The following is a 26,761-nucleotide window of genomic DNA, read 5'->3' as shown; positions in this document are numbered from 1 at the left end:
TCTGCCTTGCACTGCGCGCTGCCACATGCGACCAAGAAAACGTTCAGCCACCCCGGAGCCCCCATGGCCGAGACCATCACCCAATTGGAAACCTCGCAGCTGCCGCAAGTGCATCTGCCCCGCAATCCCGGCACCGATCTGGACCTTGACTGGGTCATGGCGGTGCAGGCCAACACCTCCGCCATTGAACGGCGTGCAAAAACCTTACCCGGACGGCGCAGCGTCAAGAAGGATTTTCAGGCCGCATGGCTTCTGAAGGCCGTGACCTGCATCGACCTGACCACCTTGTCTGGCGACGACACAGCGGGCCGCGTACGCCGCCTATGTGCCAAGGCGCGCCAGCCGGTACGGGCCGACATTCAGACGGCATTGGGCGTGGGCGACATCACAACCGGCGCGGTCTGCGTCTATCACGACATGATCGAAACGGCCGCCCATGCACTGGACGGAACGGGCATTCCGGTGGCCGCCGTCTCCACCGGCTTCCCAGCGGGCCTCTCCCCCTTCCATCTGCGCGTGGCCGAGATCGAGGAGAGCGTCAAAGCTGGCGCGCGCGAAATCGACATCGTCATTTCGCGCCGCCATGTGCTCACCCAGAACTGGCAGGCGCTTTATGATGAAATGCGCGCCTTCCGTGCTGCCTGTGGCGATGCGCATGTGAAAGCCATTCTGGCCACGGGTGAGCTGGGCTCTTTGCGCAACGTCGCCCGCGCCTCGCTCATTTGCATGATGGCGGGTGCGGATTTCATCAAGACCTCCACCGGCAAGGAAAGCGTCAACGCCACCCTGCCCGTCTCGCTGACCATGATCCGCGCCATCCGCGACTATCATGACGCCACAGGCCACCATGTCGGCTACAAACCGGCAGGGGGCATTTCCAAGGCCAAGGACGCAATCATCTACCTGGCGCTGATGAAAGATGAGCTGGGCAATCGCTGGCTGCAGCCGGATTTGTTCCGCTTCGGGGCATCGTCCTTGCTCAATGATATCGAGCGACAGCTAGAGCATCACGTCACCGGTGCCTACTCCGCCTCCTACCGCCACCCAATGGGATAAAATCATGACCGTCAAAGAGATTTTTGAAACCATGGACTATGGCCCCGCCCCGGAAAGCAATACGGAAGCGCTGGAGTGGATTGCGTCGCATGCTGGCAAGTTTGGGCATTTCATTGGCGGCAGTTTCACAAAACCGGCCAAAGGCTATGCCTCCTACAACCCGGCGACGGGCGACACGCTCGCGCAAATCAGCCAAGGCACAGCGAAAGACGTGGACGTTGCGGTGAAGGCGGCGCGCAAGGCTCAAGCGAGTTGGGGAAAGACGTCTGGGCATAGTCGGGCCAAATATCTTTATGCGCTTGCGCGGGCGTTGCAGAAACATGCGCGGCTTTTTGCGGTTCTTGAGGTCATGGACAACGGCAAGCCGATAAGGGAGGCGCGCGATATTGATGTGCCGCTCGCCCAGCGGCATTTCTACTTCCATGCGGGCATGGCGCAGCTGATGGAAGAAGAACTGCCCGACCGCGCGCCTTTGGGCGTTTGCGGGCAGATCATTCCGTGGAATTTCCCGCTGCTGATGCTCGCATGGAAAGTCGCGCCTGCCCTCGCTATGGGAAACACGGTGGTGCTGAAACCGGCGGAATATACCTCGCTGACCGCGCTTTTGTTTGCGGAGATTTGCGCGCAGGTCGGCCTGCCTGCAGGTGTTGTGAACATCGTCACAGGCGACGGGCGCACGGGCGAAATGATCGTGGGCAGTGACGTCGACAAGATCGCCTTCACCGGCTCCACCGAGGTGGGGCGCAAGATACGCGCGGCGACGGCGGGCAGCGGCAAGGCGCTGTCTTTGGAGCTGGGGGGCAAGTCGCCCTATATCGTGTTTGACGACGCGGATCTCGACAGCGCCGTTGAGGGCTTGGTCGACGCGATCTGGTTCAATCAGGGGCAGGTCTGCTGCGCAGGCTCAAGGCTGCTGGTGCAAGAAGGCGTATCAGAGAAATTCTATACGAAGCTGAAGGCGCGGATGCAGGGCCTGCGCGTGGGCGACCCGCTGGACAAGTGCATTGATGTGGGCGCGATTGTGGACCCGGTGCAGCTTGAGACGATCAAGGCGATGGTCGACGCCAATACCGACGGCGAGCTGTTTCAAACCGAGGCACCGGACGGGTGTTTTTACCCGCCGACACTGATCACCGGTCTCTCGACCGCCTCAACCCTGATGCAGGAAGAGATTTTTGGCCCCGTTTTGGCCGCTACTACCTTCCGCACTCCGGCGGAGGCTGTGGCGATTGCCAATGACACCCGCTACGGGCTGGCCGCAAGCGTTTGGTCGGAAAACATCAACCTCGCGCTCGATATCGCGCCGAAGCTGGTCAGCGGCATTGTGTGGGTGAACGGCACCAACATGATGGACGCGGCGGCAGGCTTTGGCGGGGTGCGCGAAAGCGGGTTCGGGCGCGAAGGCGGCTGGGAAGGCCTGGCGGGCTATACGCGGGCGAAGGTGACGCCAAAGCCTGTAAAACCCGTTGTGGCGTTTGAAGGCAAAGGCGGGTTAAGCGACCCCATTGACCGGACGGCCAAGCTGTACATTGGCGGCAAGCAGGCGCGGCCCGATGGCGGATATTCCCGTGTCGTCTATGGCGCAAAAGGCGCGGCACTGGGGGAGGTAAGCCTCGCCAACCGCAAGGACCTGCGCAACGCGGTGGAGGCCGCGCAGGGCGCGAAAGCGTGGTCAAAGACCACCGGGCATCTGCGCGCACAAATCCTGTATTATCTGGCCGAAAACCTGTCCGCGCGTGCGGATGAGTTTGCCGCGCGCTTGAAGGCGATGACCGGCAAAGCGGGCAGCAAAGAAGTCGATACCGCAATCTCGACGCTTTTCACCTATGCCGCATGGGCGGACAAATATGATGGGCAAGTCCACGGCGTGCCGATGCGCGGCGTGGCCATGGCGATGAAAGAACCGGTGGGCGTGATTGGCGCGTTCTGCCCGGATGACGCGCCTTTGGCGGGGTTGGTTGGCGTGATGGCGCCCGCGATTGCGATGGGAAACCGGGTGGTCTTGGCGGGCTCAGAGCCGTTCCCGCTGGCGGCCACGGATTTCATTCAGGTGCTGGAGACTTCAGACGTACCGGGCGGCGTGGTGAACATCTTGACCGGGTCGCATGCAGAGCTGGCCCCGCATATGGGCGCGCATGCTGATATTGATGCAGTATGGAGCTTTTCGTCGACAGATCTGGCCAAGGTGATCGAGGCTGGTTCCGTGACCAACTTGAAGCGGACACTGATTGCCCCTGCACTTCTGTCGACGAAAGGGATGTTGGCCGCTGCGACCGAGGTAAAGAACATCTGGGTGCCCTACGGGGAGTGATCTACAAGCCCGGTGTGAACCACCGGGCAGCCCGACGCCCGCGGTCGAGAGCTGCCCTAAACTCTCAAAAGAACCCCAAAAACGGGAAACGCCCGACTGAGGCAGCCGGGCGTCCCAAGAGGCGAACTTCCGGGGGAAGTCTATCTACGGCGCAGTCACCCGCGCTTTATGTAGAAATCCGCCTAATGCACCGCCCAGCAGAGGGGCCACGATGAAAAGCCAGAGCTGGGACAAAGCTTGCGGGCCAGCGAAAAGCGCCGGGCCAATAGAGCGTGCGGGGTTAACGGAGGTGCCCGTAATGGTAATGCCGACGAGGTGGATCATTACTAGTGTCAAGCCGATCACCAGACCCGCAAAGGCCGGATGGCCGCTATCTGAGGTGACGCCCAGAATTACCACCAGGAAGACCGCCGTCGCGACGACCTCAAAGATGAAGGCAGAGATCATGAAGAACTCCCCACCGTAATCTGGGCCCCAACCGTTTTGGCCCAAACCGTTGGCCGCGATGTCGTAGCCACCGACAGTGTTGGTCGCCATGAAATAGATCAGCGCCGCTGCAACAATGGCGCCGAGCGTCTGGAAAATCGCGTAGCCCACGAAATCTTTCGCGTCGATCCGGCCCGCGACCAAGGCGCCCATCGAGACCGCCGGATTAAGATGCGCGCCCGAGATTTGGCCGATGGAATAGGCCATGGCGACAACCGAGATACCGAATGCGAAGCTGATCCCGGTGATTGAGATCGCATCTGCAATACCAATCCCACCGCCCGCAAGCACAGCGGACCCAACACCGAAAAAGACAAGAACGAAGGTCCCAAATGCCTCCGCGATATATTTCTGCATAGTGTCACTCCCACCAAATTAAGTTGTGGGAATAATCGGTCTTTTGCGGGCGCGAATATATGGGAGAAACACCCGGTTTCTCCCCCAATTTACGCCCCGTCAGTCGGCGGATTTGAGATGCTCGAAGGCGGCTGCAAGCCCGGTTTGGTAGGCCGGGAAAGAACCGATATCGGTATGGCCCGCGCCCGCGATCAAGCTGCGGGTCACATTGGGAAGTGTTTCAAATGCTGCACTGCGTTCGGGCAGGATCAACGCGTCCTCGGTGCCGTGCAGCACATGGATCGGCACCGTGACGCGACGCGCGTCATCAAGCGACTTCCACTTTTGCACGAAAGGCAGGTAGCAGGCCGGAAGATAGGACCGCTGCGAAAGCAAACGACACAGCCGGTCATATGGCGCGGCCAGAACCACCCCGTCAACGGGACGGTTTGCGGCCACGTAAGTAGCAAGCCCAGTGCCCAGTGAATAGCCATGCGCCACAGTAGGCTTGCCGAACGCCAGCCCATAATCGGCCGCGATCAGCGCATCAGATTTCAACACTGCCTCGCTTTGCACGCCAGGCCGGCCCGCGCCGCCGCGATATTCTAAAGCGATGACATGGCGGTCGGCTGCAATATGGGGCGTGAAAGCAGTTTCGAACAGCTTCAGCGCCCCGGCATTGCCCATGTAATACAGCACGACGGGGCCCGCGCCTTTGCGTTCTTGCAGATAGATCGGCGTGCCGTCTTCGCCTTTAAGTTCAACGCGTTCGAACCCGTCCAACACCACATCATCGGGTTGAAACGGGTAGATGAAACGCGGATGCAGCCAGATCATCACCACCGCATAGAGCGCATAAAGCGCGATCAGCCCGACCAGCACCTTTTTCACCGAACCGGCCTAGTAGCGCTTCTTCTTGCCTTTGAAACTGTCGAGCCAGCCGCGCATGCCCGCGCGTTTCTCATCCGCATAGGCATCCACGCCGTCCCAAGTGTCCTGAGCGCTGTCGACGATGGGATCGATTTTTTCGCGCCGGAACCATTGCGTCAGCCGGTAAACCCCCAGCATCAGCCCTGCCAGAATGATCAAGATCAGGATGTTAAACCACGGAATAAGCCGCGTGTTCGGATCCTCAATCGGGCGCACTCCGACAGCATTTGGGAAGATCGACAGGAATTCGTTGCGCCAGCCATAGTGCGTCAAGACCACCCATTGCGGAGCCGCTGAGGTGGATTTGTTATCCGCCAGCTCCGTCTGCAGATTAGAGCTATCGAGCTTGAAATAGGGCGGCCAGCCCCAGCCGGTATCTTCATTGCGGTAAACCATCGGGCGTTCGCGGCCTGTTTGGATCAACCCCAGCAGATAGGTGGTTTTGCGCACCGTATTCACAAAGCGAATATCGCGGTTCACCCCGGTCGCATCCTGCCCAGTGTCAGCGCCCGCCCAGAACAAGGAGTTTTCGCCAAAATCTACGCGGCGCACCTCGGTTTCCACGATCCGGGCGATATCGCGTTGCGGCAACGTGTAGTGCAGGAAGGCCAGCAAGAGCACCCAGAACACCGTCCAAAAGGCGCGTTTGACGTAATGCATAGGGTTTCTCCTTACTGGAAATTCACGATGTAGACGAGCACGCCAATCACGAGATAGGGCACGATGAAGACCCCGAAAATCAATTTGCGGCGGAGCGAGCCGTCGTAAAGCTCTAGCCCCTCCTCGATGAACGCATCGCGGTCGCCGCTTTGCGCGCCTTCATCCCACTCTTCCGCCAATTTGCCACGCCGCACGGAGCGCGACCATGTCGACAGGATAAAGTAAACGATGAGCATGACGACGAAAGCCAGGACCATCAGCCTAAGAATTCCTAGTATCATCGCCCCCTCCTCACGGCTCCCCACGGGCCCACGACATCGACGATATCGCGTTCTGGTGCGGTGGGCTCCATCGCCTCTTCCGCCCCGAACAGCGCCTCGCGCGTGCCGGCCTTATCTACCTGATACTCCCGCTCCAGGAAGTTGGCCACAAATTCCTTCTTCTCCTCGGGCCAGGTCGCGTAGCGGGCATAGAACAGCTGCTTGTGGCAGATGAACAGCTGACGCACATCCAGCGGCGCAAGCTCGGCCAGAAGCTGGTTGACCAGATCGCGGTCCGGGTGGTTCGTGGCGCGTAGCGTGTAGAAATAGGCCGGGTCCTTTGACGTGATCCGGGGCCACCCGCCGCCGCCTTCCGCCCATCTGAGCAGATCGTTGAGCTGGTGAAATTCGCGCGGCAGATGCTTGGCGTAGCGCCGGGCAAGTGCACGCAGGTCGCGACGTCTGAGGCCGGTCAGGTCAGCTTCCATACCTGCCGCGACATCCACAATGATGAAATCCAGCTTCTGGCGCAGGATGGATACGGCGTTGACACCCTTGGCCTTAACAATCGGCTCAACAAGGTCATTTTCGTCCAGAAAGGCCGCGATTTTGTTGCGTTCGTCAAACCCGATTGTCAGCTTGGTGGGCAGCTTTCCTAGGTCATCTTTGGGCCCCACCGAAATTGTCGCGGGCTCGTCCACGTCGCGGAAAATATAAAGTCCCCCGAAATGCGAAGTCCAGAAATTCGCCTGCTCAAAATCGGTTTCTTTCAAATGGATCGGCGTGCGGGTGACGTCGCCGGTTTTCTTGGCCAGCGTGATCATATCGGCGATCAGAACGTCGTCCCACCATGCGTCCTCGCGGCTGCGGAATTCATCAATCATACCACTGAGCTTCCCGGCCTCGGCGACATGGCCGCCGGTGGTGTCGGCTTCGATTTGAATTTTGCGGATATCAAACAGATGTGCCGGTTTGTCGACGGTGTAGATCGAATTGACCAGCTCGCCGGCGACCGCGTCGCGGGCCGTCAGGGCGAAGAGTTGCGCCTCGTTATCTTCGATAAACTGCCGCAGGATGCCGCGTGCGGTGGAAAATTTCGCATCCAGCAGCGGGGCGGTCTTTTGTTCGGTCGAGAGCAGAATAAACTGCCGGTTGCAGCCGTTGGGGTTGAGGTAGAGATCATCGCCCAGATCATCGGCGACCTCGGGGGCGAACCCGGAGATATCGATGTGAAAATCAGTGAGCTTGGTGGTCTTGCCGGTGAGATGTTTCAGGGCTCGATTATAGCGCTCCACCAAGGCGGGGGAGCCGACATGAAACAGGTTGCCAAACATCAACCCTTTTTGGATGAGCCGCATCATTTGAATGAAGCCCCGCATGCGGGGGATTTTATAACCATATGATATATATGGGGTTTCAATTTTTATTTACCAGATATTAAGGTGCATATTTCGCCCGACTGTGCGTCTTTCTGATCCTATTGCAAGACCCGTTTCTGCCGCCGCGCCAACACGATGAGACGATACAACATCAGCGGCAACCAGGCAAAGAGCAGTGCGACGGCCCAAAGCGGCGGCATCTGTTCTAGCTCTGCTTCACTGATCAACCCAATATTGAGCGGCACGACGACCACCCATGTCAGAACAAACAATGCAAATAGCAGCGTGATACAGCCCGTTACAGCCTGCAAGACTACGCCCCAAACGCCCTTCCCCCGACGCAAAAAGAGCCGCAACGACCAAAGCCAGCCCAGCACGCAAAGCATCGCCGCAATAAAGAGATAAACCGAAACAAGATACACATTCATGATTGACCCTGCCGTTTCATCCTCAGCGAGCGCCAGATATAGGCGATCACCATCAGCGGAAACCAAATAAGCGCCGTTAGCCAAGACCAGTACCACGCCCATGCGCCAAGCGCGGACAGCCCGCCCGACATCTCCATAAACGCGCCCGCCCAAAGCATGTGGAACATGAAGATCGGGGCGGCAGCGGTCATGGCCGCGATGCCGATATCTTTGGCGAAATCCGCCATGTCCAGCGCCGGCCGCGCCGCACGCCAATAGCCCGAAAACGCGCCCCATGCGGCGGGCATCAGCCAGACAACAAGGAAAAGTGCGGCCATTTATGCGGCCTTTCTTCGGTTGAGTTGGTAGACCACCATTGCGCCCACGCCCGTGCCAAGCAAGGCCCAACCCATCAGCTGTATTGTTGTGGTTTCCCCCTTTACGGCGGAACCGCCGACGAAAAGCACGAACACCAACACATGCACAAACACGCGCTGCACGGTGACCCACCTGCCCTGCCAGTTGGCCAAGCCAATCAACACATCGACACCCCACCACACAAGGATCACCATCCCCGGCCAAAAGGCCGACACACGCGACGAGGTCGTCATGGCGGTGAAATCCCCTTCAAAAAACCAAAAGGCGGAGATGTAGAGATGGACGATATAAGCCACATAGCTCGCCGCCCAGAAGGCGAGCCAGCTGTGATATCGGGATTTGAACCAGATGAAGATATAGGCCGGAATGAGCAGGATCAGCGCGGCCCAAGCGGTATAGGCAGACAGATAGAGCGAAAAGACCCGGTCCGGCGTGACGTCGGGCGCAGGGTTCGGGTTGGCGTCGGTTGGGGGTGGGATGAGGGAGAGAAGGCCCATGTCTTGGGTGTAGTTGGCCAAGGCAAAAGCGAAAGCGAGCAAGGCAAAGGTCAGCAAGGCAGCAGTGCGAGGAGAGGCTAAGGCGTTGGTCATTCCTTTCTATACATTTTCTGAGGCAACGACGGCTAGTGCCCGCGGAAGATTTGGTTTTTCAGACTTGGTTCGAAGCCACGCTGGTTGTTTTGGGAAAAATCTCAAAGGCGGGAATGAGCCCATTTTAACCGATGCTGCAGGGCGCATGATTGTCTGCTTGTATGACGAGAAGAGCTAGGAAGAGAGCTGTTTGCTCGGCATGGCAACCCACTTATCGTGAGTGAAACAGTAGTAGCTCGTTGCTGTTTCCACACGATGACAACGGCAAGGCGTCACCAGTTCTACACTTAAATCAAAAGCTGGCTGCGCGAATGTAACCAGCCACAGAGGTTCATCAACTCCCTTTTTTGCAAAAATAGATCGCAATGTACGGCTGCATATTGTCATAAGTTTCGCCACCTCCAGCAGAACCCGTTCCATTGTTTGACACACCCAGTTCCTTGCTGGATTTGCTGAAGTAGGGGATGTTCGAAGCATCACCTGCGTCATCAATGCTGAGTCCAGGTGCCTTAATGGAAAGATAGGACAAAGAATGGCTATGTTGGGGCATACGCAGATCATTTTCATATCGCCCTCCACTCCTGCCAAAGGCAAACGGTTCATTTGCGTCTTGTACGGCAGCAACAAGGACTTTGCCTCCCCAACTGGTCCCCATATCATCCCAACCGTTGGGGCAACCCGCGCGGCTATCAAACGCAACCACTGCGTTCAACGGAACCCCTTCTGATGCTCGTTGAATGTAAGCATCAATTTTAGGCTTGAGGTAGAGGCCCCAACCTGTGAATGCGGCTACTATGAGTAATCCGAACCCTGCAAGCATCCACGCGGTTACCTGTTTGACAGCCTGATTTCTTACCTCTGCTTTGAATTTTTCTGGCAGATCGTCGGGCATCTGAATCTCCTTGGTGAAAAAATTTATATCTTCAATTTACCAAGTCCTCCGAAGAGTCCAATTGGAAACCCTCTTGGTCAATTGTGCCGAAACCCTTCGTTTCTTAACCATTGGATTGTTTGGGGATTGCGGTGTGGGTAAATTTCTTGCTGCGCTCAACGCAAATTTTCTGTAAGCGGACATCTGGGGCGATATGACGAAAGTCTGGAAAGTCCGCATAGCGGACTTCCACCCTCCCTAGTCAGGGACAAAGGCAAGTTTTTGGCCTTCTAGGATCTTGAAAGCTGTGGGGGGCGTGGCTTTCGAGACCCAGAAGAATTCGCCCGCCCATTCCATGACGAACCAGCCTTCCCAGTCCGCGTCGCGCGGCCAGATGGATTGGTATTCGTCGCGCTCCGCGTCGATGCGCCATTGGCCACGGGTGGAACGCGCGTTTTCCTGCGCGTAGATCGTGGAGCCGTCGGAGGCGAAATATTGGCGGTAGGCTTGGCCTTCCCATGTTCCGACGGCGGTGTTGCCCGTCAGAAGCGCCGCGATCTCATGGGCTTTCAGCTTGACCGCCTGGGCGCTTGCCGGGGTCGTCAGGGTCGCGGCGATCAGCGCGAGTAGCGTCCTGCACCTCATTTATACTGCGCCCGCCTGCTGCCAAACGCGCGCACGCGTCGCCGCCAGGCTTTGTAGCTGCCGGTTTTCAGCCGGTCGCGCATCAGCGCCTTGACCTGCTTTTCCTTCAGCCCGTATTCGGCCTCGATATCGGCGAAGCTGACATGATCCGACAGCGCCATCTGCACGATTTCGCTTTGATGCGCCTCGGGAAGTTGGGTCGTTTTCATCACCGGCAACGTAGCGGGCGCGCGCGGCTTGGCAAGTCACGAGCGGGGGCGCTCCTTCTTGGGATCAAACGCCGCCAAATCCGTGCGGATCGTGGCAGGCAGGCGTTTTTGGTGGCCGTCGAGCTTGCCGATTTCGATCTGCGTGCCGGGCGCTGCATGGGCCACATCGATCCGCGCCATGGCGATGTTTTTGCCTAGAAGCGGCGAGCGCATGGCGGACGTCACCTCCCCGATCTGGGCGCGCCCGATATGGATGCAATCGCCGTGGCCCACATCGACATTGCTGCCGATATCGAGGCCCACAAGTTTGCGCTGCGGATGTTCCTTGCGCCGGATCAGGGCGTCGCGGCCAATGAAGTCGTCTTCCTTGGATTTCAGCGGCACGGTGAAGCCGATGCCGGCCTCAAACGGGTCAGTCTGGTCGGAGAAATCGTAGCCCGCGAAGATCAAACCGGCCTCGATACGCACCAGATCGAGCGCCTCAAGCCCCATCGGCTTCAGGTCAAACTCTGCGCCCGCCTCCCAGATCGCGTCGAAAATTTCGGCAGCGTGTTTGGGATGGCACATGACCTCATACCCCAGCTCGCCGGTGTAGCCGGTGCGCGACAGCACGAAGGGCGTGCCGCTTTCATTCATCAGACGCGCGGGCGTGTGGCGGAACCAGCCGAGCTGGTCGAATTCGGGGTTATGCGGCGCGGTCCAGGTGATTTTGCGCAGCAGGTCGCGCGACTTGGGGCCTTGGACGGCGACATTGTGCAGCTGGTCGGTTGAAGACCGCACCAGCACTTTCAGGCCCAGTTTCTCCGCCTGCTCGCGCAGCCAGTCCCCGCCGTAATCATTGCCGCCGATCCAGCGGAAATTGTCTTTGCCCAACCGGAACACTGTGCCGTCGTCGATCATGCCGCCATGCTCATAACACATCGCGGTGTAGACCACTCCGCCCACGGGCAGGGTCTTCATGTTGCGGGTGAAAATATACTGGCACAGCGCCTCGGCGTCGGGGCCGGTGACTTCGAACTTGCGCAGGGGTGAGAGGTCCATGATGACGGCGCCCTGGCGGCAGGCGTGGTATTCCTCGATCGGGCCGGCCTCGGCGAAGCAATTGGCCAGCCAGTAGCCGTTATATTCGATGAAATTGCGGGTGTGCTTGGCGAAGCTGTCGTGAAAGCCGGTTTGCTTGGTCATTTTCATTTCCGCATCAGGGGTGGGCCGGTACGCGACCGAGCGTTGGAATTTTTCCACGCCTGAATAGGTGCGGACGTGAATGTCGGTGGGGTTCCAGCCATTGGCCGCCGTCGTGTCATCCGGGCAGGCCGAGCTGACGCAGACGATATCGGTCAGCGCGCGCAGCAACACGTAGTCGCCGGGGCGCGACCACGGCTCGTCGGAATACATCACGCCGTGCTCGTCGAGAAACGTGTTGAAGAAGAAGTTAATCGCCATCCAGCCGGGCCGCCCCGTGACATCGAATTTCGACAAGGCGGTGTTGAAATTGTCCGAGCAGTTGGCGTGGCCGGGATAGCCGATATCGTCGTAATATTTGGCGGAACACGCAAGCGCGAAGGCGTCATGCCGCCCGCATGTGTCCTGTACCACCTCGACCAATGGCAGCATTTCCTGATCATAGTATTTCGCATGCAGGCCCGGCATCGGATAGGCATGCCCCATCAGCGTGCGGGTGGTCGTAACATCCAAAGCATGCTCGATCCCCTTATCGAGCTTGCGCGCGGAAAAACATTCAAAATCAGTGCATTGCCGACCATCTACATCAATGATCTGGATATAGTCGCCAGCTTTCACGAAAAACGCTTCCGCCGTGGCGGAATGCACGCGAATGTCGTCTTTGATGTCGGCCAAAGGGTCAGGCAGCTCAAATTTGACGTGGGATTTGATCACCGCGCGTTTGACCATCACGGTCAGCGGCGTGCTGGTGTCCTGACGTTCAATATCCATCGCGGGGCCCGGGGCCGCGATGATCACAACGCCTGCGCGTTGCACCACTAGCTCTTCTTGAGCCTTGGCGCGCGTCTCAGGGCCGAACAGATGTACGGCTTGCGCATCGGCCAGATCAATGCCGCGCGCGTCCAGCCCCATGCGCAGCCCGCGCAGCGATTGATCATTGCTCATCAAAAGCGCGCGTAGCCCGGCGGCCTGCGCGTTCGCTTTTGCGCTCAGAATGCCCGCATTAATCGCGCCCTTGGCGTCGGCGGCGACCAGTTCTGCCACCTGCCCGCCTTCGCTATTGATCACCGTGACCGTGTCGCCGGGTTCCACCGGGATCAGCGCGGCCCCGGCCCCTTCGACAACATAGCGTTCTGTGCCGGGAGGCATCGAAAAGGCACCGGGTTGAATAATTGCGCTGGGGTGCGGCGGTCCGGGCTGGACCTTGGGATAAATTTGATCGAGCATCCGATTTCCCTCCCATGCCCATGTTGCATGAGCGGAATAAAAATTTAATACTGAGAATAACGAGGCCTGTGCCTCCCGGCAAGAGCGACCAGCATCCTACATGAGAAATAATCAATTCAACGTTTTGGGCCGGGGCCTGTTCGGGCGCCCGCTTTTCGGGACGCAGCCCTGATGGGCGCCTTGTCGCTTGGCCTGATCGCCGCACTTTGCTGGGGGCTGCACGATCTTGCGGTGCGCAAAGTCAGTCAAAACACCCCGTTGATGGCTTCGCTTATGGCGGTGCTGATCGCGGGCACCGTGTTTCAATCCGCGCTGATGGCAACGCAGGGGGCCTTCGCGCAGGTGCGCGGCCCGGCCCTTACCTATGCCACCTGCGCGGGCGTGTTCTTTTTGATCGCGAGCCTTGGCCTTTATGGCGCGTTTCAACGCGGCCCCGTTCGGCTTGTCGCGCCCATCATCGCCAGCTACCCGATCTTGTCGGTGAGTTGGGCTGTGCTGACCGGGGTCACGGTCACGCCGTGGCAATGGGGCGCCGTCATCTGCATCATCATCGGGGTGTCTGTCGTGGCAAGCTTGTCAGATGACAGCGACGGAGATGTGCCCCCGAAGGCTCGCACGATCCTGTACGCGCTGGTCGCAGCCATTGGCTTTGCGGGCACCTTCGCGCTGGGCCAGCAGGCCGCGTCCCTGTCGGAGGATTTGCCGTCCATTTTGATCACACGTTTGGTGTCCATCGTTCTTTTGGCGGCGATCATACTGGGCCTGCGCCTGCCGATTTGGCCCGGCAGGCGGGCGCTGCCGGTTCTGATCACTATGGGTGTGTTGGACGGCATTGCGCTGATCTGCGTGCTATCCGCGGGCGGGTTGCCGGACGCGCAATATGCGTCCGTCGCATCGTCGGTGTTCGGGCTTCTGACCATCGTCATGGCATGGGCGTTCTTGAAGGAACGCATGACGCCCGCGCAATGGGGCGGAGTCGCGCTCAGCTTTGCCGGGATCGGCTATCTGGCGCTGTGATGGCTTGAAAAGGGAGGGTGGCGGACAGACAGTCCGTATAACTACTGTTTTTCTACGTTCATACATATTCGAGCATGTCTGTAATTTTTTGTTTTTTACAGTTATATAATTTCATAACCGCTCATTGACGTTCGTGCACAATCATCCTAAATCAGGAAAAAGTGTGGGAATAAATGTGGGAACGACATGACCTTGAGTGCGCAAAAAGTAAAGACGGTAGGACCCGGCCGCCACGGCGACGGGCGCGGGTTGTTCCTCTACGTCAAACCTTCTGGGGCGCGGTCGTGGGTGCTTCGGTATCAGGTCCGAGGGCGGCGACGGGATTTGGGTCTTGGCTCTTTTCCAGACGTGACACTTGCGATGGCTCGCGACCGTGCGACCGAAGCCCGCCGGATGATTGCCGAAGGCGAGGACCCGATTGCAAATAAACAGCAAGCCAAGCCCAAAACGTTCAAGGATGCGGCGCTCGAATTGATCGCAAGCAAGCGCCCCGGCTGGAGGAGCGTCAAACACGCTGCGCAATGGACATCGACACTCGAAACCTATGCTTTCCCCAAGTTAGGGCAGATTCAAGTCGCTAAGATTGAAACCGCTGACGTGATTTCCGCGCTTACTCCGATCTGGTCTGCCAAACCGGAGACAGCAAACCGTGTGCGGCAACGCATAGAAGCGGTGCTTGATTACGCCGCTGCGCTCGGCATCCGCACCGGTGACAACCCAGCCCGCTGGCGTGGGCATCTGGATCACCTATTGCCAAAACCCAAAAAGGTACGCGCGGTCAAACACCACCCCGCCTTGCCTCATGCGGAAGTAGCGGACTTCATGGCGCTACTGGAAACCCGAAAAGGTGTGGCGGCGCGGGCTTTGGGCTTCACCATCTTAACGGCGGCACGATCTGGAGAAACCCGTGGCACGACTTGGGCCGAGATCGACCTTGAGGCGAAGGTCTGGACAATCCCAGCAGATCGCATGAAGGCGGGCAAGGAACACCGCGTCCCGCTTTCCAACGAAGCACTTGCCAAGCTGGGTGACAAACGTGGAGACGACAAGCTGATCTTCGAAAGCGAAACCAAACCCGGCAAACAGATCTCCGACATGAGCATGACCGCCGTTTTGCGCCGCATGGAACGCAAGGACATCACCGTCCACGGCTTCCGCTCGACCTTCCGCGATTGGGCGGGCGAGACCACCGGTTTCCCACGCGAAGTGATCGAAGCGGCGCTGGCGCATGGCATCAAGGATAAGGCAGAGGCGGCCTATGCAAGGTCGGACCTGTTCGACAAGCGGCGTAACCTTATGGACGCTTGGGCGAACCGCACTGGAAACCGCAAATCTTCGCCAAACTAGTTAGCCTGAACTCGGAAAATCCGGCCCAGCTGGTATACTCTCACATCTGAATGGATCGAACCCAATCAAGTAGGGTATGCGACCTTGGATGCTGCGCGACATCAATTCAGTCCGGCCCATTGCGGACCTTCGCCCCCGGTTCAAGATGCTGCAATTGCAGCTCGCAAAGCGGACATAGCCCCGTGAGCACAGCATTTTGGTATGCTGCATGACTGCATCGCGAGACAAAGCGGGAATTTATTTGGTTCAATCCAACGTCCGCTATCAACACTTTGAAACAGCAACAAGCTCGCCAAAGCAGTACGAGAAAGAACAAACTTCCAGAAATTGATTCCAATTTCTTATTGGTGACACTTGGCGTCGGCGGTCAGAGCTTTTCGAGCAACTCAGGCACGGCCGTAAAGAGGTCCGCCACGAGGCCGAAGTCTGCCACCTGGAAGATCGGTGCTTCTTCATCCTTGTTGATCGCGACGATGACCTTGCTGTCCTTCATGCCCGCAAGGTGCTGAATTGCACCAGAAATTCCGACCGCGACATAGAGATCAGGTGCCACGACCTTGCCAGTCTGGCCCACCTGCCAGTCATTCGGGGCATAGCCCGAGTCGACGGCGGCGCGGGAGGCGCCCACGGCGGCGCCAAGTTTGTCGGCTAGTTTTTCGATCAGCGCAAAGTCTTCCTCAGAGCCGATACCTCGGCCGCCAGAGACCACAACGCCGGCCGAGGTCAGTTCGGGCCGATCGCTTTTAGCCACCTTGTCTTCCACCCAGGAAGACAGGCCCGGACCAACCGCCGCGCTCACGGTTTCCACCGCCGCGGAACCGCTTTCAACAGCCGCATCGAATGTTGCCGTACGGAAAGTGACCACCTTCTTGACGTCATTGGATTTGACCGTCTGGATTGCGTTGCCTGCGTAGATCGGACGCTCGAACGTGTTGCCGTCGACAACGGCAGACACGTCGGAGATCATCATCACGTCCAGCAGGGCGGCCACGCGGGGAATTACGTTCTTGGCGTCGGTGGTGGCGGGTGCCACGATGTGCTCATACTCATCGGCCAGCGATACGATGAGAGCAGCTGTGGATTCTGCAAGGCGGTGACCCAGCGAGGCGTCTTCAGCGACCAGCACCTTGGACACACCGTCTATCTTGGCGGCAGCCTCACCTGCCGCGGCGGCAGAGCGACCGGCGGCCAGAATGGTCACATCACCCAGTTCTTTGGCTGCGGTCACGGCCTTGGCAGTGGCATCCATCGCCAATTCGCCATCGTTTACTTCTGCGAGAAGAAGAACAGCCATTACACAGCCCCCGCTTCTTTGAGTTTCTCTACCAGCTCCTCAACAGAGCCGACCTTGATGCCAGCGGTGCGCGCCTCTGGCTCTTCGGTCTTCACGATTTCCAAACGGTTGGAAACGTCTACGCCGTAGTCTTCGGGCGTCTTTTCATCCAACAGCTTTTTCTTGGCCTTCATGATGTTGGGCAGCGAGGCATAGCGCGGCTCATTGAGGCGCAGGTCCACGGTGATGACGGTGGGCATGGAGACCTCAATGGTCTGCAGACCGCCGTCCACTTCGCGAGTGACCTTGGCCTTGTCGCCAGTGAATTCGACCTCAGAGGCGAAGGTGGCCTGGGACCAACCCATGAGCGCAGACAGCATCTGACCAGTGGCGTTCATGTCATTGTCGATGGCCTGCTTGCCGCAAAGCACGAGGCCCGGCTGCTCTTCTTCCACGACCTTGGCGAGGATCTTGGCCACGGCCAGCGGTTCGATGTCATTGTGCACGTCATCGGTCGCAACCACGAGGATCGCCCGGTCGGCACCCATCGCAAGTGCTGTGCGCAGAGTTTCCTGAGACTGCTTGGCGCCGATGGAAACAGCGACAACTTCGTCGGCCTGACCGGTTTCTTTCAGGCGGATCGCCTGTTCGACGGCAATCTCGTCAAACGGGTTCATCGACATTTTCACGTTGGCAAGATCGACTCCGGAACCATCCGCTTTCACGCGGACCTTCACGTTGTAGTCAATCACGCGTTTGACGGGAACAAGCACCTTCATTCATTGACTCCAATCTTTTTTGCGGGGTTGAATTGTCTGCTTCGGTCATAAGATCGGCTGGCGCTGGAATCTGCATGATCAGCCATTTAGGCGGTTAAAAGCCCCCCACCCGCAAGGTGGGGGGAAAGACCCCGTTGCCCCCGGGAATGAGAGCAACGGGTCGTCGCGTTACTTGGCTTCTGGTGGGATCAGCCCTTCTGGCACATCGATACCTGCTTCGACGTAGTACTTATATGCCCCAACATGCAGCGGTGCGTTCATCTGGGACAGGCCGTTCTCAGGGGTGATCACTTTCATCCACTGAGCGGCGGCAACCAGATCATCGCTGTTTTCAAAGATAGCTTTGGTGATGTTATAGCCGTCCTCTTCGGACAACCACTTATTGGTGCCCAAACCGACGATTGTGTTCACCAGGCGAACCGGCTCTTCGTTGACGAGACCGCTGTAAGAGCCCGGCTCGAGCATCGTGAACTCACGGCCCGGGATGTTGAAGGATTTCTGGATCGCTTCGCTTTCGACCTTGTCGTCAGGGATGCCCAGAACCCGGAACTTGCCAAGCGCGGAAAGCTGCTGCAGCTCGGCGCTCGGGATGGGAGCAGCTGTGAAATAGACGTCGATCTGACGGTCTTGGAACGCTTGTTCAGCGGAAGACCAGTCGACGCTGATCGCCTCAAAATCGCTCTCCGGGTCAAATCCGGTCACGCCGGTGATGATCGCACCGATCGTTGCGCGCGCGGCTCCGGAAGGTGGGCCGATGAAGACTTTCTTGCCTTTGATTTCAGCCAGCGAGGTGATGCCGGAATCTTCCCAGACGATTGCGTGATAGGCTCCAAACGGATAGTTCAGGATGCTGCGCAGGTTGCCGAAAAGCTCGGGCGCGTCGGCCATGTCTTTATACATGCGGGTACCGTCACGGAGGAAACCGTTGATCGAAACCGCCGTCACAAAGAGGTCAAGCTGTTGGTTTGCAGCCTCGACGGCCTGGCGCGTCGCGGCAGAGCCCGTTGAAAGCTGGGTCGCGTAGCCATGCTCCTCTTTCAGGATTTGCGTAACCGCGATGGAGAACACGGTGGTGGGCGATGATTGCCCCAGCGATGCCATCCGAAGATTTTTGTTCTGAGCTGTCGCAGTTGAGCCGAGCGATATGGCGATCGCCGCGGCCGCAATGACGCCTTTTTGCACGATACGTTGAAACATGGGTTAGGACTCCTCCAGTTGGTTATCAGTGGTTTTGGTAAGACTGGCCGTCGCGGCAAGCTGCGGGCTACGATGCACAGCGAGAAGCGCGATGGTCAGGACGATGAAAAGGTATTGCAGCTGCGGGATCTGGATGATCAGACCGATGGCAAGGCCAATACGGATCACGCGACCCAGAAGGCTCAGCCGCTGCCCGGCAAAGCCTGCCGCACCTGTGTTGAGCATCCAGATGGCTAAAGCAAGCGCCACGCAGACGCGGATGAAGCTTGCGAGATCGAAGTCGAGCACCAGCAACAGCGAGGGCTCGTAGATGAAAATGAATGGGATGATAAACCCGACAATCGCCAATCGGACCGAGACGAACGCCGTCCGCATCGGGTTCGATCCCGCGATTGGAGCAGCGGCAAAGGCACCGATGGCCACTGGCGGTGTGATGGCCGACAGCACGCCGAAGTAGAGCACGAACATATGCACCGCGATCAGCTCTGCGCCAAGATTGGTAACCACCGGGCCCAACACCAGCACGATGATGATATAAGCCGGTAGCGTGGGCATCCCCATGCCCAATACGAGGCAGGCGAAGGCGGTAATAATCAGCGACCAAAGCAGGGAGTCCTCGCTAAGCGATGAGATCATCGAGGCAAAGCTGAGCCCGATGCCTGTCAGGTTCATCACGCCGAGAATGATGCCGATGCAGCCGACAGCCACGAGGATTGAGGCGCAGGCGATACCGGCCTTGACCGCAATGTCCCAATACATTTTTAGGCTGGAGCGGTTCTTTCGCCGGAACAAGCCCAGGGCGAGCGCCAGCGTGACGGCGACAAGGCCTGCCATGGTCGGGGAACGGCCCATCAGCAGCACGGCGATGATCGACGCGATTGGCAATAGGAACTGCAGGGAAGCGATGTAGTCAGCCCGCGTCAGCTTTATCCGCTCGTTTTCTGGAACGGGTTGGATGCCTGCGGCTGTTGCATCGACTGAGACGGCAGCGAAGAGCGAGCCATAATAGAAGAGCGCAGGCACCAACGCTGCGAGCGCGATGGTCGTGTAGAGTTCACCCGTTAGGTCGGCCATCATGAAGGCTGCCGCGCCCATGACCGGGGGCATGATCTGCCCACCGGTGGAGGCTGCCGCTTCGATTCCGCCCGCGGTAGCCGCGGGAAAGCCGCGCCGTTTGATCATCGGAATAGTGAAGGACCCGGAACCCACAACGTTGGCGGTGACGCTGCCGGACATGGAGCCAAGCAGGGCGCTAGCGACCACCGCCGAGTGGGCGGGGCCGCCGCGTGTCTTGCCCGTTAGCGCGACAGAGACGCGGATCAGAGTGTCACTCGCTCCCGTGCCTTCCAGCACAATGCCAAACACCACAAAGATCAGCACAACCCGTATCACCACAGCGGTGGGCGATCCAAAGACGCCCTGGTAGCCGTACCAGATCGTGTCCATGGCCCGGTCAGGGCTGATGCTGGGTTGGTTGAGGAAGCCGGGGAGCGCATCCCCAAAGAAGCAGTAGATCAGTGTCAGCAGGGCGATCACGACAATGGGCAGGCCAAAGAGCCGTCGGGTCGCTTCAAGAACGACAGCAATGCCGCCGAGCGCCAGCCAGACGTCGTAGGTGCTGAAGAAGTAAAGCGTTTGCTCCATCAGATAGGCGACCTGCGTGAAGCGCAGGCAGGCGGCGACAATGAGCGCGATCAACGCCCAGTCGAGCGCCATTCCCGCCATCTTGATAAACGGAGAACGCTCGCCTGCGGGATCGGTAGTCGGCTTCGTGATCATGACGATGACCACGGCCGCGCCGACCAGCATGTTCAAACCATATGCGATGTCCCAGGGGCCGAAATAGGCCACATAGATCGACTGGATCGAGACAAAGGCCGCGATGAGGGAGGCGAGGAAGAGTGTGAGGTTTCTCAAAGACTGCATGAAGGACCATCCAATCCTGAGAGCGCTGCAGCCTTGGCCGCGCCATTTGGCTTCAGCAGGGCTGACGGCTGCCAGCGTTCTTGTTTCGGCATGCCAAAACGCTGCCGTCCTCCTCCATTGTAATTGGTCACGCCGCACCTCCCGATTGGCTATTTGTATTGATTTGTATCATCAGTTCTAATTATTGCAACATATTTATGATATGTTGTAAATAAAACCACAGTTCAGCACTACATTCCCGAAAAGCTCGGTGTGCGTTTGGCCAGGAATGCCGCGATTCCCCCTTGGGCATCCTGCGTGCGCATCATCGCTGCGATGGCGCGGGTTTCCTTGTCGAGCTGTGTTTCGAGGCTTTCGCTATAGGCCGTCTCAAGTAGCTGCTTAGCGCGACCAAAGGCCTTGGAGGGGCCAGCCGCGATTTGCGCCGCAAGCGTCCGGGCCTCCTCCAGCAGGTCTTCTGCCGCGACGACGCTGGTGACCATGCCCCAGTCCCGCGCTTCTTCGGCCGTCAGTACGCGATTGGTCAAAACTAGCTCTTTGGCGCGCAGCAGGCCGATGTGTTTGGCTAGGAAGTACGTCAGCGACCCATCGGGGGAGAGGCCTGAGGCGGTATAGGCGGACACGAATTTCGTCTTGTCCGAGGCAAGGACGATATCCCCCGCAAGCGCCATGGACAGGCCCGCGCCCCCGGCTGATCCGTTGACCGCGCAGATCAGCGGCGCATCCATGTGTGCAAACCGCGAGACGGTTGCATGCACCATCGTTGCCATGCGGGTCACATGGTCGGCCTTGTCGGCGGCGGCTGCGAATTCATCCAGGTCACCGCCGACGTTGAATGTCTTGCCTGTACCGGTCAGGATGACAGCCCTTGCGCCCATAGCGTTGCATTGGCAGGCCGCATCAAACAGCTCGTCACACATACGCGCGTTCAGCGCGGTCACCTGTGCGTTACGGTCCATGGTGATTTCGGCCACATCGTTTTCGCGCGACCAGCGAATAGTTTCGTATTGCATAGAAACTCCTTGAGAACACAGACAGCCATTAAGACAGCCGCAGTTCAGATTGTAAGAAAGAGGGGTGAGCGCGCCGTCAGGCAGCCCAACAGGAGGCCATCAGGTCTTTTGGAAAAGGCCTTTGGCGCGCAACGCGTCCGCGACGTTGGCAAGGCGAGGCCCGATACTTGTTTCGAACTTGTCCTCAACAACCCGGTAACTTGGCATGCCGCAGGCCATCGCAACAAGAAGACCGTCCTCGGTCCTGCCGAGTGGCGTTGCGGCGGCCACGATGTTCTGCCGCCATTCGCCGTACGACACACAGAAGCCTGCGGTTCTGCAGCGCGCGATGCCGTCCTTGGTGGATTTCAACCCGTCCGCATACTCCTGTGTGTTTTGCGTCTGGAGTTTCTGCAGTTTTTGCTTAAGCTCTTCATCGTCGAGCAAGGACAAAAGCGCCCGGCCCGTTGACGACATCAACAAGGGGCCGTTCAGACCAATCTCGGGGGTATGAGGATACTGATCCTTCACACCGACTGTCTTGATCTGAATGAAGCGATCCTCTGACATGATCGACAGCGTCATTGAACCGCCTGTCAGTGCGGCGACTTCCTCCATCATATCGGTTGCTTCATGCCGCCAGGGCATAACCGCGAGAAGGGGGTAGGTCAGCGAAAGCAAATGCGGGGCAAGCCGGAACATGCCCTTTTCATCACGCCGAATATACCCAACATGCATCAGTGTCTTACACAGCCGTGAAACCGCTGGGCGGTTCATGTCGAGACGCCTGGCGAGCTCCGCATTGCTTAGGGCGGCGTCCTTGTCAGTGAAGCACTGCAAAATCTCAAGCCCGCGGATCAGCGTCGTGGAGAGTGCAGATGCTTCGGTCGGCTTCAATTGTTTCGCTTTCAGATCGGTCGGCGCAGCCAATATGTCATTATATGAAATCATATGACACCCTTTTGCTTCAAAATGTTCAACGTGTCTTCGTCAAGCTCGGCAATCCTTCGGTAGATGTCGTCATTGTCCGCGCCCATGCTCTTGGCAGCCCACCTGATTTCGCCAGGGCTATTGCGGAAGCGCGGGACGAGGTTTTGCATTTTGACAGTGCCGAAGTCGTCGTCGGACACCTCAGTAATGGCCTCCCGCGCAATGAAATGCGGGTCTGCAAACATCTGGTCGATGGAATAAATCGGCGCGATGGTCCCGTTTGCAGCGCGGAAGGCTTCGACCACTTCATCTTGCGTATGTGATGCAATCCATCCGCCGAAAATGCGGTCCAGCTCGGCAGAGTTCTTGACCCGTGCCGGGTTGCTCGCAAAGCGCTCTTCCTCGACAAGCTCGGGTCTGCCGATGGCATTAGCGTTGTTCTTAAAGATGCGATTGGTGCTGCCGGCCAGAGAGACATAACGCTTGTCGCTGGTCAAGTAGACGCTCGCCGGAGCGGAATATTGATTGCGGTTGCCGCTGCGCGCATGCACGTCGCCCAATTGGTCGTATTGGATGGCCAAAAACTCGAGAATACGGAAGGTGGATTCGGTCAATGAGACGTCAATCTCCTCGCCCTTTCCGCCATTGCGGTCGCGATCCAGCAAGGCGGCGACGGCGGCAAAGGCACCGAACAGCCCTCCGATCGGGTCGCCCAGCGGGTAACCAGTGTGCATCGGCGGGCGATCCTCGTCGCCCGTGATATGGGTCAGCCCGCCCATGGCCTCAAAGATGCGCGCAAAACCGGGAAGCGAGGCATAGGGGCCATCCTGCCCGAAGCCGCTGATCCGCAAAACGATGAGATTGGGGTTCGCGCCCCAGAGCGTATCGATATCAAGCCCCCAGCGATCCAGCGTGCCAGGCCGGAAATTCTCGACCACGACATCGGCCTCGGCCACCATCTTGAGAAATAGCTCCTTTCCTTCCGGCTTTCGTAGATCGAGTGTAGCAAAGTATTTGCCCCGGTTTGTGACCTTCCACCAAAGCGGCTTGCCGTCTTTCAAAGGAGGGAAGCCCCGTAGGCCATCACCGATGCCGGGAAGTTCGAACTTGATCACCTCTGCACCGAAATCGGCCAGCATGGTGGCGGCCATCGGACCGGCGATCACGGTTGAGATATCCAGGACACGAATCCCCGAGAGCGGTCCCTTACCAGTTTTGTTCAACATCGTGAGAGCTCCTCAAAGCCAGACCAAATTAAATAGTTTCATTATTTGAAACGAAAACTATATTCATGTCAATAATTGTTGCGTAATCTGATTTAGGTTGTATATTTGGCCCTGATTTAAAGGGGGACCCTGATGAATTTCAGTTTCACAGCAGAAGAAGAGAGCTTTCGCGACGAGGTACGCAGCTTTCTTGCCGCCGAGCTGCCGCAGGACATTCGCGACACGCATTTTGGTTTTCGCCGCCATTCGTGGGAGCAGATGTTTCGCTGGCACAAGATCGTTGCCAAGAAAGGCTGGGTCGCCCCTTACTGGCAGGTGGAATACGGCGGCACGGGCTGGACCCCAGTGCAGCAATATATCTTTGACGTAGAAGCGATGATGGCCGGCGCCCCACGCTTGCGGCCTTTCGGACTGAAGATGATCGGGCCTGTGATCATCAAATACGGGTCCGACGCACAGAAGGCGCATTTCTTGCCGCGCATTTTGTCGGGCGAAGATTACTGGTGTCAGGGCTTTTCCGAACCCGGCGCGGGGTCTGACCTTGCCAGTCTAAAAACACGCGCAGAGCGCGAGGGCGACGTCTTTAAGGTCAACGGGCAGAAAACCTGGACCACCACCGGCCAGCACGCGAATTGGATGTTCACACTTGTCCGCACCGACCCGGATGCTGAGAAGCCGCAACAGGGCATTTCCCTATTGCTGATCGACATGAACCTACCGGGGGTCGAAGTGCGCCCGATCATCACCATCGACGGCGATCATCATGTGAACGAGGTCTGGCTCAACGATGTTGAGGTCCCCGCTGACATGCTGGTAGGCGAGGAAAACAAGGCTTGGACCTATGCGAAATTTCTGTTGGGGAACGAACGTGTGGGCATCGCCAATGTCGGGCAAAACAAGGCGGAGCTGCGGCTGCTCCGCAAGCTGGCTTTGAAGCAGGAACAGGGTGGCGCAGCATTGATCGACGATCCGGTCTTTGCCTCGAAACTGGCTGATCTGGAGGCCGACTTCATGGCCTTGGAGATCACCAATCTGCGGATGCTCTCCTCCATCAAGCGGGGGGACGCGGCGGAGCTTGCGCCGTTCCTGAAGCTGCGTGGCAGTGAAATTCAGCAACGCAGCAACGAGTTGGCGATGGAGGCCGCAGGCCCCCGTGCAGCCGTCTGGCAGAAGGACAGCTCTGATGATGCAATTCTGGACCGCTACGGCATCCATGGCTGGCTGCTGTCGCGCGCTTTCACAATATTTGGCGGCTCTAGCGAAGTGATGAAGAACATCATCTCCAAACAAACACTTAGGCTTTGAGGGGCGATCATGGATTTTGATCTGACAGACGAACAACGGATGATCGCGGATACGGTTGCGGACGTGATGCGTGATGCAAGTGACGGCGGCGCATGGGCCTCGCTAGTCGAGTCCGGCCTTCTTGGCATGACCTATTCCGAAGACGCAGGCGGCGCCGGGCTCGGCTTGCTGACGCTGGCCCCGGCATTGACGGCCATAGGCCATGGCAAGGACAGCCCGCCTCTGGTTGGTGCGGCTGTACTGCCCGGCCTGTTGAGCGCGCAATGCGAACTGCCGGATTTCGACGTCGATGGCGCGCTGGACGGGTCCAATGGGGTCGCCGTGGGGTTGCCCGAGAATGCGACAACGCTGAGCGCAGAAAACGGCACCTTGAACGGCACCGCCCAGATGGTTTTGGGCGGCGCGGAGGCCAAGACGCTGCTGCTGTGTTTGGAAGGGGCCAACGGGTCGTGCTGCGGGGCTGTTGATTTGACGGCGGAGGGCGTGACAATCACGCCTTTGCCCTTGCTCGACGGCCAGGTCGCGGCGGACATCACCTTTGACAATGTCCCCGTCTCACTGGCGCAAGCGGGCGAGGATTTGCCCGGTTGGATGAGCGATGTCGCTGCCGTTTGTCTCAGTGCCACGGCCCTGGGCGCGGCGCAGGCGATGCGTGATCTAACGCGCGACTACCTCACCACGCGCAAGCAATTCGGCAGGCCCATCAGCAGTTTCCAGGTGCTTCAACATGCCATGGTTGATGTATTTCACGAGACCGAACACTTCGAGTCCCTCGTTCTGGCTGCGGCCAGCGCTTGCGATGGCAAGGATGAAAGACACCGCCAACGATCTGTATCTGCGCTCAAGCGCTTTTGCGGCACCCGGATGCGCGCAGCTGCCGCGTCCTGTATCCAGATGCATGGCGGCATCGGGACGACCGAAGAATATGACCTCGACCGGCTGACCAAACGCATTTTGATGGCAGATATGCTCTATGGCACCTCCGATGCACATGCTGCCCGGCTCGGAAAACTGGTCGCCGAGGCCGCCCGAACAGAAGAAAAGGGATTTCCCGCATGACCCAAGTGCGCTCGCAGTCGCAGGACGGTATCCTGACCCTGACGCTCGATGGCCCCGAGAGCCGCAATTCGATCAACCCCGAGGTCTACCGCGCGGTGCGGGACGCCGTTGTCGACGCAGGCAATGACGCGGACATCCGTGCTATCGTCATCACCGGGGCGGGCGGCTTTTTCAGCTCGGGGGGAAATATCAACGCGCTCAAGAACAGCGCGAAGGGGCCTTTGTCGGCCGTCAATTCCAACACCGATTACCTCAATGCCATGATCCGGGCCATTGTCGATTGCCCCACGCCTGTGATCGCGGCCGTCGCAGGAGGCACGGCTGGCGCGGGCGTCGCGCTTGCGTTCAGCTGCGACATGATCGTTGCAGAGGCAGAGGCCATGTTCACCGCTGCCTATGTGCGTGTTGGGCTTAGCCCTGATGGTGGGTTGACCCATTTCCTGCGCGCAGGCATGCCCCGCCAATTGGTGAACGAACTCTGCATTCTTGGCCGCCCCGTCACAGCGGAACGTCTGGCGCAGTTCGGCATCGTGAACGAAGTCGCTGAGGCTGGTCAGACACTGGAATGCGCGATGATGCTGGCGGGCAAAGTGGCGGCGGGACCGCCGAATGCGATCCGGTCGATCAAACATCTGGTCAACATGGCACCCGATACGCAGCTGAGCAGCCATCTCTGGGCCGAAGCGGACCTGATCAATAAGGCGCGCTACGGCGTTGAAGCGGCAGAGGGGCTGTCTGCCTTCCTCGAAAAACGCAAACCCGATTTTTCCAAGACCTGAGGCG

General features: G+C 58.6%; 26 protein-coding genes. 7 read left to right on the top strand and 19 right to left on the bottom strand.

Annotated features, from left to right (window positions below):
- The first annotated feature begins 63 nt into the window (after positions 1 to 63).
- Together deoC and ACZ1G7_RS16945 are read left to right on the top strand one after the other, a co-directional pair.
- Positions 64 to 1,056 carry a deoxyribose-phosphate aldolase gene (deoC, locus tag ACZ1G7_RS16950; protein ID WP_472660557.1) on the top strand — a complete coding sequence of 331 codons (993 nt, stop codon included), beginning with the start codon at positions 64 to 66 and terminating at the stop codon, positions 1,054 to 1,056.
- A gap of 4 nt (positions 1,057 to 1,060) precedes the next feature.
- Entirely contained in the window at positions 1,061 to 3,367 is a 2,307-nt protein-coding gene (locus ACZ1G7_RS16945; protein ID WP_472660556.1) for an aldehyde dehydrogenase family protein, read from the top strand.
- 144 nt (positions 3,368 to 3,511) lie between these two features.
- Here the strand turns inward: ACZ1G7_RS16945 and ACZ1G7_RS16940 are convergent, their stop codons facing one another.
- From ACZ1G7_RS16940 to ACZ1G7_RS16885, 12 genes are all read right to left on the bottom strand, one after another.
- A complete protein-coding gene (locus ACZ1G7_RS16940) occupies positions 3,512 to 4,210 on the bottom strand; it encodes an MIP family channel protein (protein ID WP_472660555.1) in 699 nt (232 codons plus the stop codon).
- Positions 4,211 to 4,309: 99 nt separating this feature from the next.
- The gene (locus ACZ1G7_RS16935) at positions 4,310 to 5,080 is read right to left on the bottom strand and encodes an alpha/beta fold hydrolase (protein WP_472660554.1); all 771 of its coding nucleotides are present in this window, start codon (positions 5,078 to 5,080) and stop codon (positions 4,310 to 4,312) included.
- 9 nt (positions 5,081 to 5,089) lie between these two features.
- Complete coding sequence (locus tag ACZ1G7_RS16930) at positions 5,090 to 5,779, bottom strand: DUF1523 family protein (protein WP_472660553.1); 690 nt, start codon at positions 5,777 to 5,779, stop codon at positions 5,090 to 5,092.
- Positions 5,780 to 5,790: 11 nt separating this feature from the next.
- Positions 5,791 to 6,060 (bottom strand): hypothetical protein, encoded by a 270-nt coding sequence (locus tag ACZ1G7_RS16925; RefSeq protein ID WP_472660552.1) that lies wholly within the window; start codon positions 6,058 to 6,060, stop codon positions 5,791 to 5,793.
- The gene (locus ACZ1G7_RS16920; protein WP_472660551.1) at positions 6,057 to 7,400 is read right to left on the bottom strand and encodes a DUF6638 family protein; all 1,344 of its coding nucleotides are present in this window, start codon (positions 7,398 to 7,400) and stop codon (positions 6,057 to 6,059) included. Before ACZ1G7_RS16920 ends, ACZ1G7_RS16925 begins: the two co-directional genes overlap by 4 nt.
- Positions 7,401 to 7,516: 116 nt before the next feature.
- Positions 7,517 to 7,846: a hypothetical protein gene (locus ACZ1G7_RS16915; RefSeq protein WP_472660550.1), complete on the bottom strand. Its 330-nt coding sequence runs from the start codon at positions 7,844 to 7,846 to the stop codon at positions 7,517 to 7,519.
- Positions 7,843 to 8,163, bottom strand: coding sequence for a hypothetical protein (locus ACZ1G7_RS16910; protein WP_472660549.1), 321 nt, complete (start codon positions 8,161 to 8,163; stop codon positions 7,843 to 7,845). Before ACZ1G7_RS16910 ends, ACZ1G7_RS16915 begins: the two co-directional genes overlap by 4 nt.
- Positions 8,164 to 8,793 carry a hypothetical protein gene (locus ACZ1G7_RS16905; RefSeq protein WP_472660548.1) on the bottom strand — a complete coding sequence of 210 codons (630 nt, stop codon included), beginning with the start codon at positions 8,791 to 8,793 and terminating at the stop codon, positions 8,164 to 8,166.
- A 334-nt stretch (positions 8,794 to 9,127) separates the two neighbouring features.
- Positions 9,128 to 9,685 carry a hypothetical protein gene (locus ACZ1G7_RS16900; RefSeq protein WP_472660547.1) on the bottom strand — a complete coding sequence of 186 codons (558 nt, stop codon included), beginning with the start codon at positions 9,683 to 9,685 and terminating at the stop codon, positions 9,128 to 9,130.
- Between the two features lie 237 nt (positions 9,686 to 9,922).
- Complete coding sequence (locus ACZ1G7_RS16895; RefSeq protein WP_472660546.1) at positions 9,923 to 10,309, bottom strand: hypothetical protein; 387 nt, start codon at positions 10,307 to 10,309, stop codon at positions 9,923 to 9,925.
- Positions 10,306 to 10,518 carry a DUF2805 domain-containing protein gene (locus tag ACZ1G7_RS16890; RefSeq protein WP_472660545.1) on the bottom strand — a complete coding sequence of 71 codons (213 nt, stop codon included), beginning with the start codon at positions 10,516 to 10,518 and terminating at the stop codon, positions 10,306 to 10,308. The genes ACZ1G7_RS16895 and ACZ1G7_RS16890 overlap by 4 nt, the downstream gene beginning before the upstream one ends.
- 36 nt (positions 10,519 to 10,554) lie before the next feature.
- Positions 10,555 to 12,927, bottom strand: coding sequence for a DUF1989 domain-containing protein (locus ACZ1G7_RS16885; RefSeq protein WP_472660544.1), 2,373 nt, complete (start codon positions 12,925 to 12,927; stop codon positions 10,555 to 10,557).
- 171 nt (positions 12,928 to 13,098) lie between these two features.
- Between ACZ1G7_RS16885 and ACZ1G7_RS16880 the strand changes: the two genes are divergently transcribed.
- Entirely contained in the window at positions 13,099 to 13,944 is an 846-nt protein-coding gene (locus ACZ1G7_RS16880) for a DMT family transporter (protein ID WP_472660543.1), read from the top strand.
- A 186-nt stretch (positions 13,945 to 14,130) separates the two neighbouring features.
- On the top strand, positions 14,131 to 15,291 hold the full coding sequence (locus tag ACZ1G7_RS16875) for a tyrosine-type recombinase/integrase (RefSeq protein WP_472660542.1): 1,161 nt from the start codon (positions 14,131 to 14,133) through the stop codon (positions 15,289 to 15,291).
- 367 nt (positions 15,292 to 15,658) lie between these two features.
- Here the strand turns inward: ACZ1G7_RS16875 and ACZ1G7_RS16870 are convergent, their stop codons facing one another.
- The 7 genes from ACZ1G7_RS16870 to ACZ1G7_RS16840 form a co-directional block, all read right to left on the bottom strand.
- Positions 15,659 to 16,585, bottom strand: a complete 927-nt coding sequence (locus tag ACZ1G7_RS16870; protein WP_472660541.1) for an electron transfer flavoprotein subunit alpha/FixB family protein — start codon at positions 16,583 to 16,585, stop codon at positions 15,659 to 15,661.
- The gene (locus ACZ1G7_RS16865; RefSeq protein ID WP_472660540.1) at positions 16,585 to 17,343 is read right to left on the bottom strand and encodes an electron transfer flavoprotein subunit beta/FixA family protein; all 759 of its coding nucleotides are present in this window, start codon (positions 17,341 to 17,343) and stop codon (positions 16,585 to 16,587) included. The genes ACZ1G7_RS16870 and ACZ1G7_RS16865 overlap by 1 nt, the downstream gene beginning before the upstream one ends.
- A gap of 168 nt (positions 17,344 to 17,511) precedes the next feature.
- Positions 17,512 to 18,540 (bottom strand): TAXI family TRAP transporter solute-binding subunit, encoded by a 1,029-nt coding sequence (locus tag ACZ1G7_RS16860; protein WP_472660539.1) that lies wholly within the window; start codon positions 18,538 to 18,540, stop codon positions 17,512 to 17,514.
- Positions 18,541 to 18,543: 3 nt separating this feature from the next.
- Positions 18,544 to 20,466 (bottom strand): TRAP transporter permease, encoded by a 1,923-nt coding sequence (locus ACZ1G7_RS16855; RefSeq protein WP_472660538.1) that lies wholly within the window; start codon positions 20,464 to 20,466, stop codon positions 18,544 to 18,546.
- Between the two features lie 230 nt (positions 20,467 to 20,696).
- Positions 20,697 to 21,479 carry an enoyl-CoA hydratase/isomerase family protein gene (locus ACZ1G7_RS16850; RefSeq protein WP_472660537.1) on the bottom strand — a complete coding sequence of 261 codons (783 nt, stop codon included), beginning with the start codon at positions 21,477 to 21,479 and terminating at the stop codon, positions 20,697 to 20,699.
- A gap of 99 nt (positions 21,480 to 21,578) precedes the next feature.
- Positions 21,579 to 22,409 carry an IclR family transcriptional regulator gene (locus ACZ1G7_RS16845; RefSeq protein ID WP_472660536.1) on the bottom strand — a complete coding sequence of 277 codons (831 nt, stop codon included), beginning with the start codon at positions 22,407 to 22,409 and terminating at the stop codon, positions 21,579 to 21,581.
- A complete protein-coding gene (locus ACZ1G7_RS16840; RefSeq protein ID WP_472660535.1) occupies positions 22,406 to 23,614 on the bottom strand; it encodes a CaiB/BaiF CoA transferase family protein in 1,209 nt (402 codons plus the stop codon). The genes ACZ1G7_RS16845 and ACZ1G7_RS16840 overlap by 4 nt, the downstream gene beginning before the upstream one ends.
- Positions 23,615 to 23,746: 132 nt before the next feature.
- On the opposite strand from ACZ1G7_RS16840, the gene ACZ1G7_RS16835 reads away from it, so the two are divergent.
- The 3 genes from ACZ1G7_RS16835 to ACZ1G7_RS16825 are packed head-to-tail and all read left to right on the top strand — an operon-like array spanning position 23,747 to position 26,757.
- Positions 23,747 to 24,919 (top strand): acyl-CoA dehydrogenase family protein, encoded by a 1,173-nt coding sequence (locus ACZ1G7_RS16835; protein WP_472660534.1) that lies wholly within the window; start codon positions 23,747 to 23,749, stop codon positions 24,917 to 24,919.
- Positions 24,920 to 24,928: 9 nt separating this feature from the next.
- The gene (locus ACZ1G7_RS16830) at positions 24,929 to 25,978 is read left to right on the top strand and encodes an acyl-CoA dehydrogenase family protein (protein ID WP_472660533.1); all 1,050 of its coding nucleotides are present in this window, start codon (positions 24,929 to 24,931) and stop codon (positions 25,976 to 25,978) included.
- A complete protein-coding gene (locus tag ACZ1G7_RS16825) occupies positions 25,975 to 26,757 on the top strand; it encodes an oxepin-CoA hydrolase, alternative type (RefSeq protein WP_472660532.1) in 783 nt (260 codons plus the stop codon). Before ACZ1G7_RS16830 ends, ACZ1G7_RS16825 begins: the two co-directional genes overlap by 4 nt.
- Positions 26,758 to 26,761: the final 4 nt, after the last annotated feature.

It is taken from the genome of Litoreibacter sp. JB4-2 (assembly GCF_055693445.1).
Note: the sequence above shows the minus strand (reverse complement) of the source record. Positions and strands in the feature narration are given on the sequence as shown.

What these genes read in the sequence shown, in the direction of transcription:
- deoC (WP_472660557.1), top strand. Translation starts at nt 64, where the DNA reads ATGGCCGAGACCATCACCCAATTGGAAACCTCGCAGCTGCCGCAAGTG.
- ACZ1G7_RS16945 (WP_472660556.1), top strand. Translation starts at nt 1,061, where the DNA reads ATGACCGTCAAAGAGATTTTTGAAACCATGGACTATGGCCCCGCCCCG.
- ACZ1G7_RS16940 (WP_472660555.1), bottom strand. Translation starts at nt 4,210, where the DNA reads ATGCAGAAATATATCGCGGAGGCATTTGGGACCTTCGTTCTTGTCTTT.
- ACZ1G7_RS16930 (WP_472660553.1), bottom strand. Translation starts at nt 5,779, where the DNA reads ATGCATTACGTCAAACGCGCCTTTTGGACGGTGTTCTGGGTGCTCTTG.
- ACZ1G7_RS16925 (WP_472660552.1), bottom strand. Translation starts at nt 6,060, where the DNA reads ATGATACTAGGAATTCTTAGGCTGATGGTCCTGGCTTTCGTCGTCATG.
- ACZ1G7_RS16920 (WP_472660551.1), bottom strand. Translation starts at nt 7,400, where the DNA reads ATGATGCGGCTCATCCAAAAAGGGTTGATGTTTGGCAACCTGTTTCAT.
- ACZ1G7_RS16915 (WP_472660550.1), bottom strand. Translation starts at nt 7,846, where the DNA reads ATGAATGTGTATCTTGTTTCGGTTTATCTCTTTATTGCGGCGATGCTT.
- ACZ1G7_RS16910 (WP_472660549.1), bottom strand. Translation starts at nt 8,163, where the DNA reads ATGGCCGCACTTTTCCTTGTTGTCTGGCTGATGCCCGCCGCATGGGGC.
- ACZ1G7_RS16905 (WP_472660548.1), bottom strand. Translation starts at nt 8,793, where the DNA reads ATGACCAACGCCTTAGCCTCTCCTCGCACTGCTGCCTTGCTGACCTTT.
- ACZ1G7_RS16900 (WP_472660547.1), bottom strand. Translation starts at nt 9,685, where the DNA reads ATGCCCGACGATCTGCCAGAAAAATTCAAAGCAGAGGTAAGAAATCAG.
- ACZ1G7_RS16895 (WP_472660546.1), bottom strand. Translation starts at nt 10,309, where the DNA reads ATGAGGTGCAGGACGCTACTCGCGCTGATCGCCGCGACCCTGACGACC.
- ACZ1G7_RS16890 (WP_472660545.1), bottom strand. Translation starts at nt 10,518, where the DNA reads ATGAAAACGACCCAACTTCCCGAGGCGCATCAAAGCGAAATCGTGCAG.
- ACZ1G7_RS16885 (WP_472660544.1), bottom strand. Translation starts at nt 12,927, where the DNA reads ATGCTCGATCAAATTTATCCCAAGGTCCAGCCCGGACCGCCGCACCCC.
- ACZ1G7_RS16880 (WP_472660543.1), top strand. Translation starts at nt 13,099, where the DNA reads ATGGGCGCCTTGTCGCTTGGCCTGATCGCCGCACTTTGCTGGGGGCTG.
- ACZ1G7_RS16875 (WP_472660542.1), top strand. Translation starts at nt 14,131, where the DNA reads ATGACCTTGAGTGCGCAAAAAGTAAAGACGGTAGGACCCGGCCGCCAC.
- ACZ1G7_RS16870 (WP_472660541.1), bottom strand. Translation starts at nt 16,585, where the DNA reads ATGGCTGTTCTTCTTCTCGCAGAAGTAAACGATGGCGAATTGGCGATG.
- ACZ1G7_RS16865 (WP_472660540.1), bottom strand. Translation starts at nt 17,343, where the DNA reads ATGAAGGTGCTTGTTCCCGTCAAACGCGTGATTGACTACAACGTGAAG.
- ACZ1G7_RS16860 (WP_472660539.1), bottom strand. Translation starts at nt 18,540, where the DNA reads ATGTTTCAACGTATCGTGCAAAAAGGCGTCATTGCGGCCGCGGCGATC.
- ACZ1G7_RS16855 (WP_472660538.1), bottom strand. Translation starts at nt 20,466, where the DNA reads ATGCAGTCTTTGAGAAACCTCACACTCTTCCTCGCCTCCCTCATCGCG.
- ACZ1G7_RS16850 (WP_472660537.1), bottom strand. Translation starts at nt 21,479, where the DNA reads ATGCAATACGAAACTATTCGCTGGTCGCGCGAAAACGATGTGGCCGAA.
- ACZ1G7_RS16845 (WP_472660536.1), bottom strand. Translation starts at nt 22,409, where the DNA reads ATGATTTCATATAATGACATATTGGCTGCGCCGACCGATCTGAAAGCG.
- ACZ1G7_RS16840 (WP_472660535.1), bottom strand. Translation starts at nt 23,614, where the DNA reads ATGTTGAACAAAACTGGTAAGGGACCGCTCTCGGGGATTCGTGTCCTG.
- ACZ1G7_RS16835 (WP_472660534.1), top strand. Translation starts at nt 23,747, where the DNA reads ATGAATTTCAGTTTCACAGCAGAAGAAGAGAGCTTTCGCGACGAGGTA.
- ACZ1G7_RS16830 (WP_472660533.1), top strand. Translation starts at nt 24,929, where the DNA reads ATGGATTTTGATCTGACAGACGAACAACGGATGATCGCGGATACGGTT.
- ACZ1G7_RS16825 (WP_472660532.1), top strand. Translation starts at nt 25,975, where the DNA reads ATGACCCAAGTGCGCTCGCAGTCGCAGGACGGTATCCTGACCCTGACG.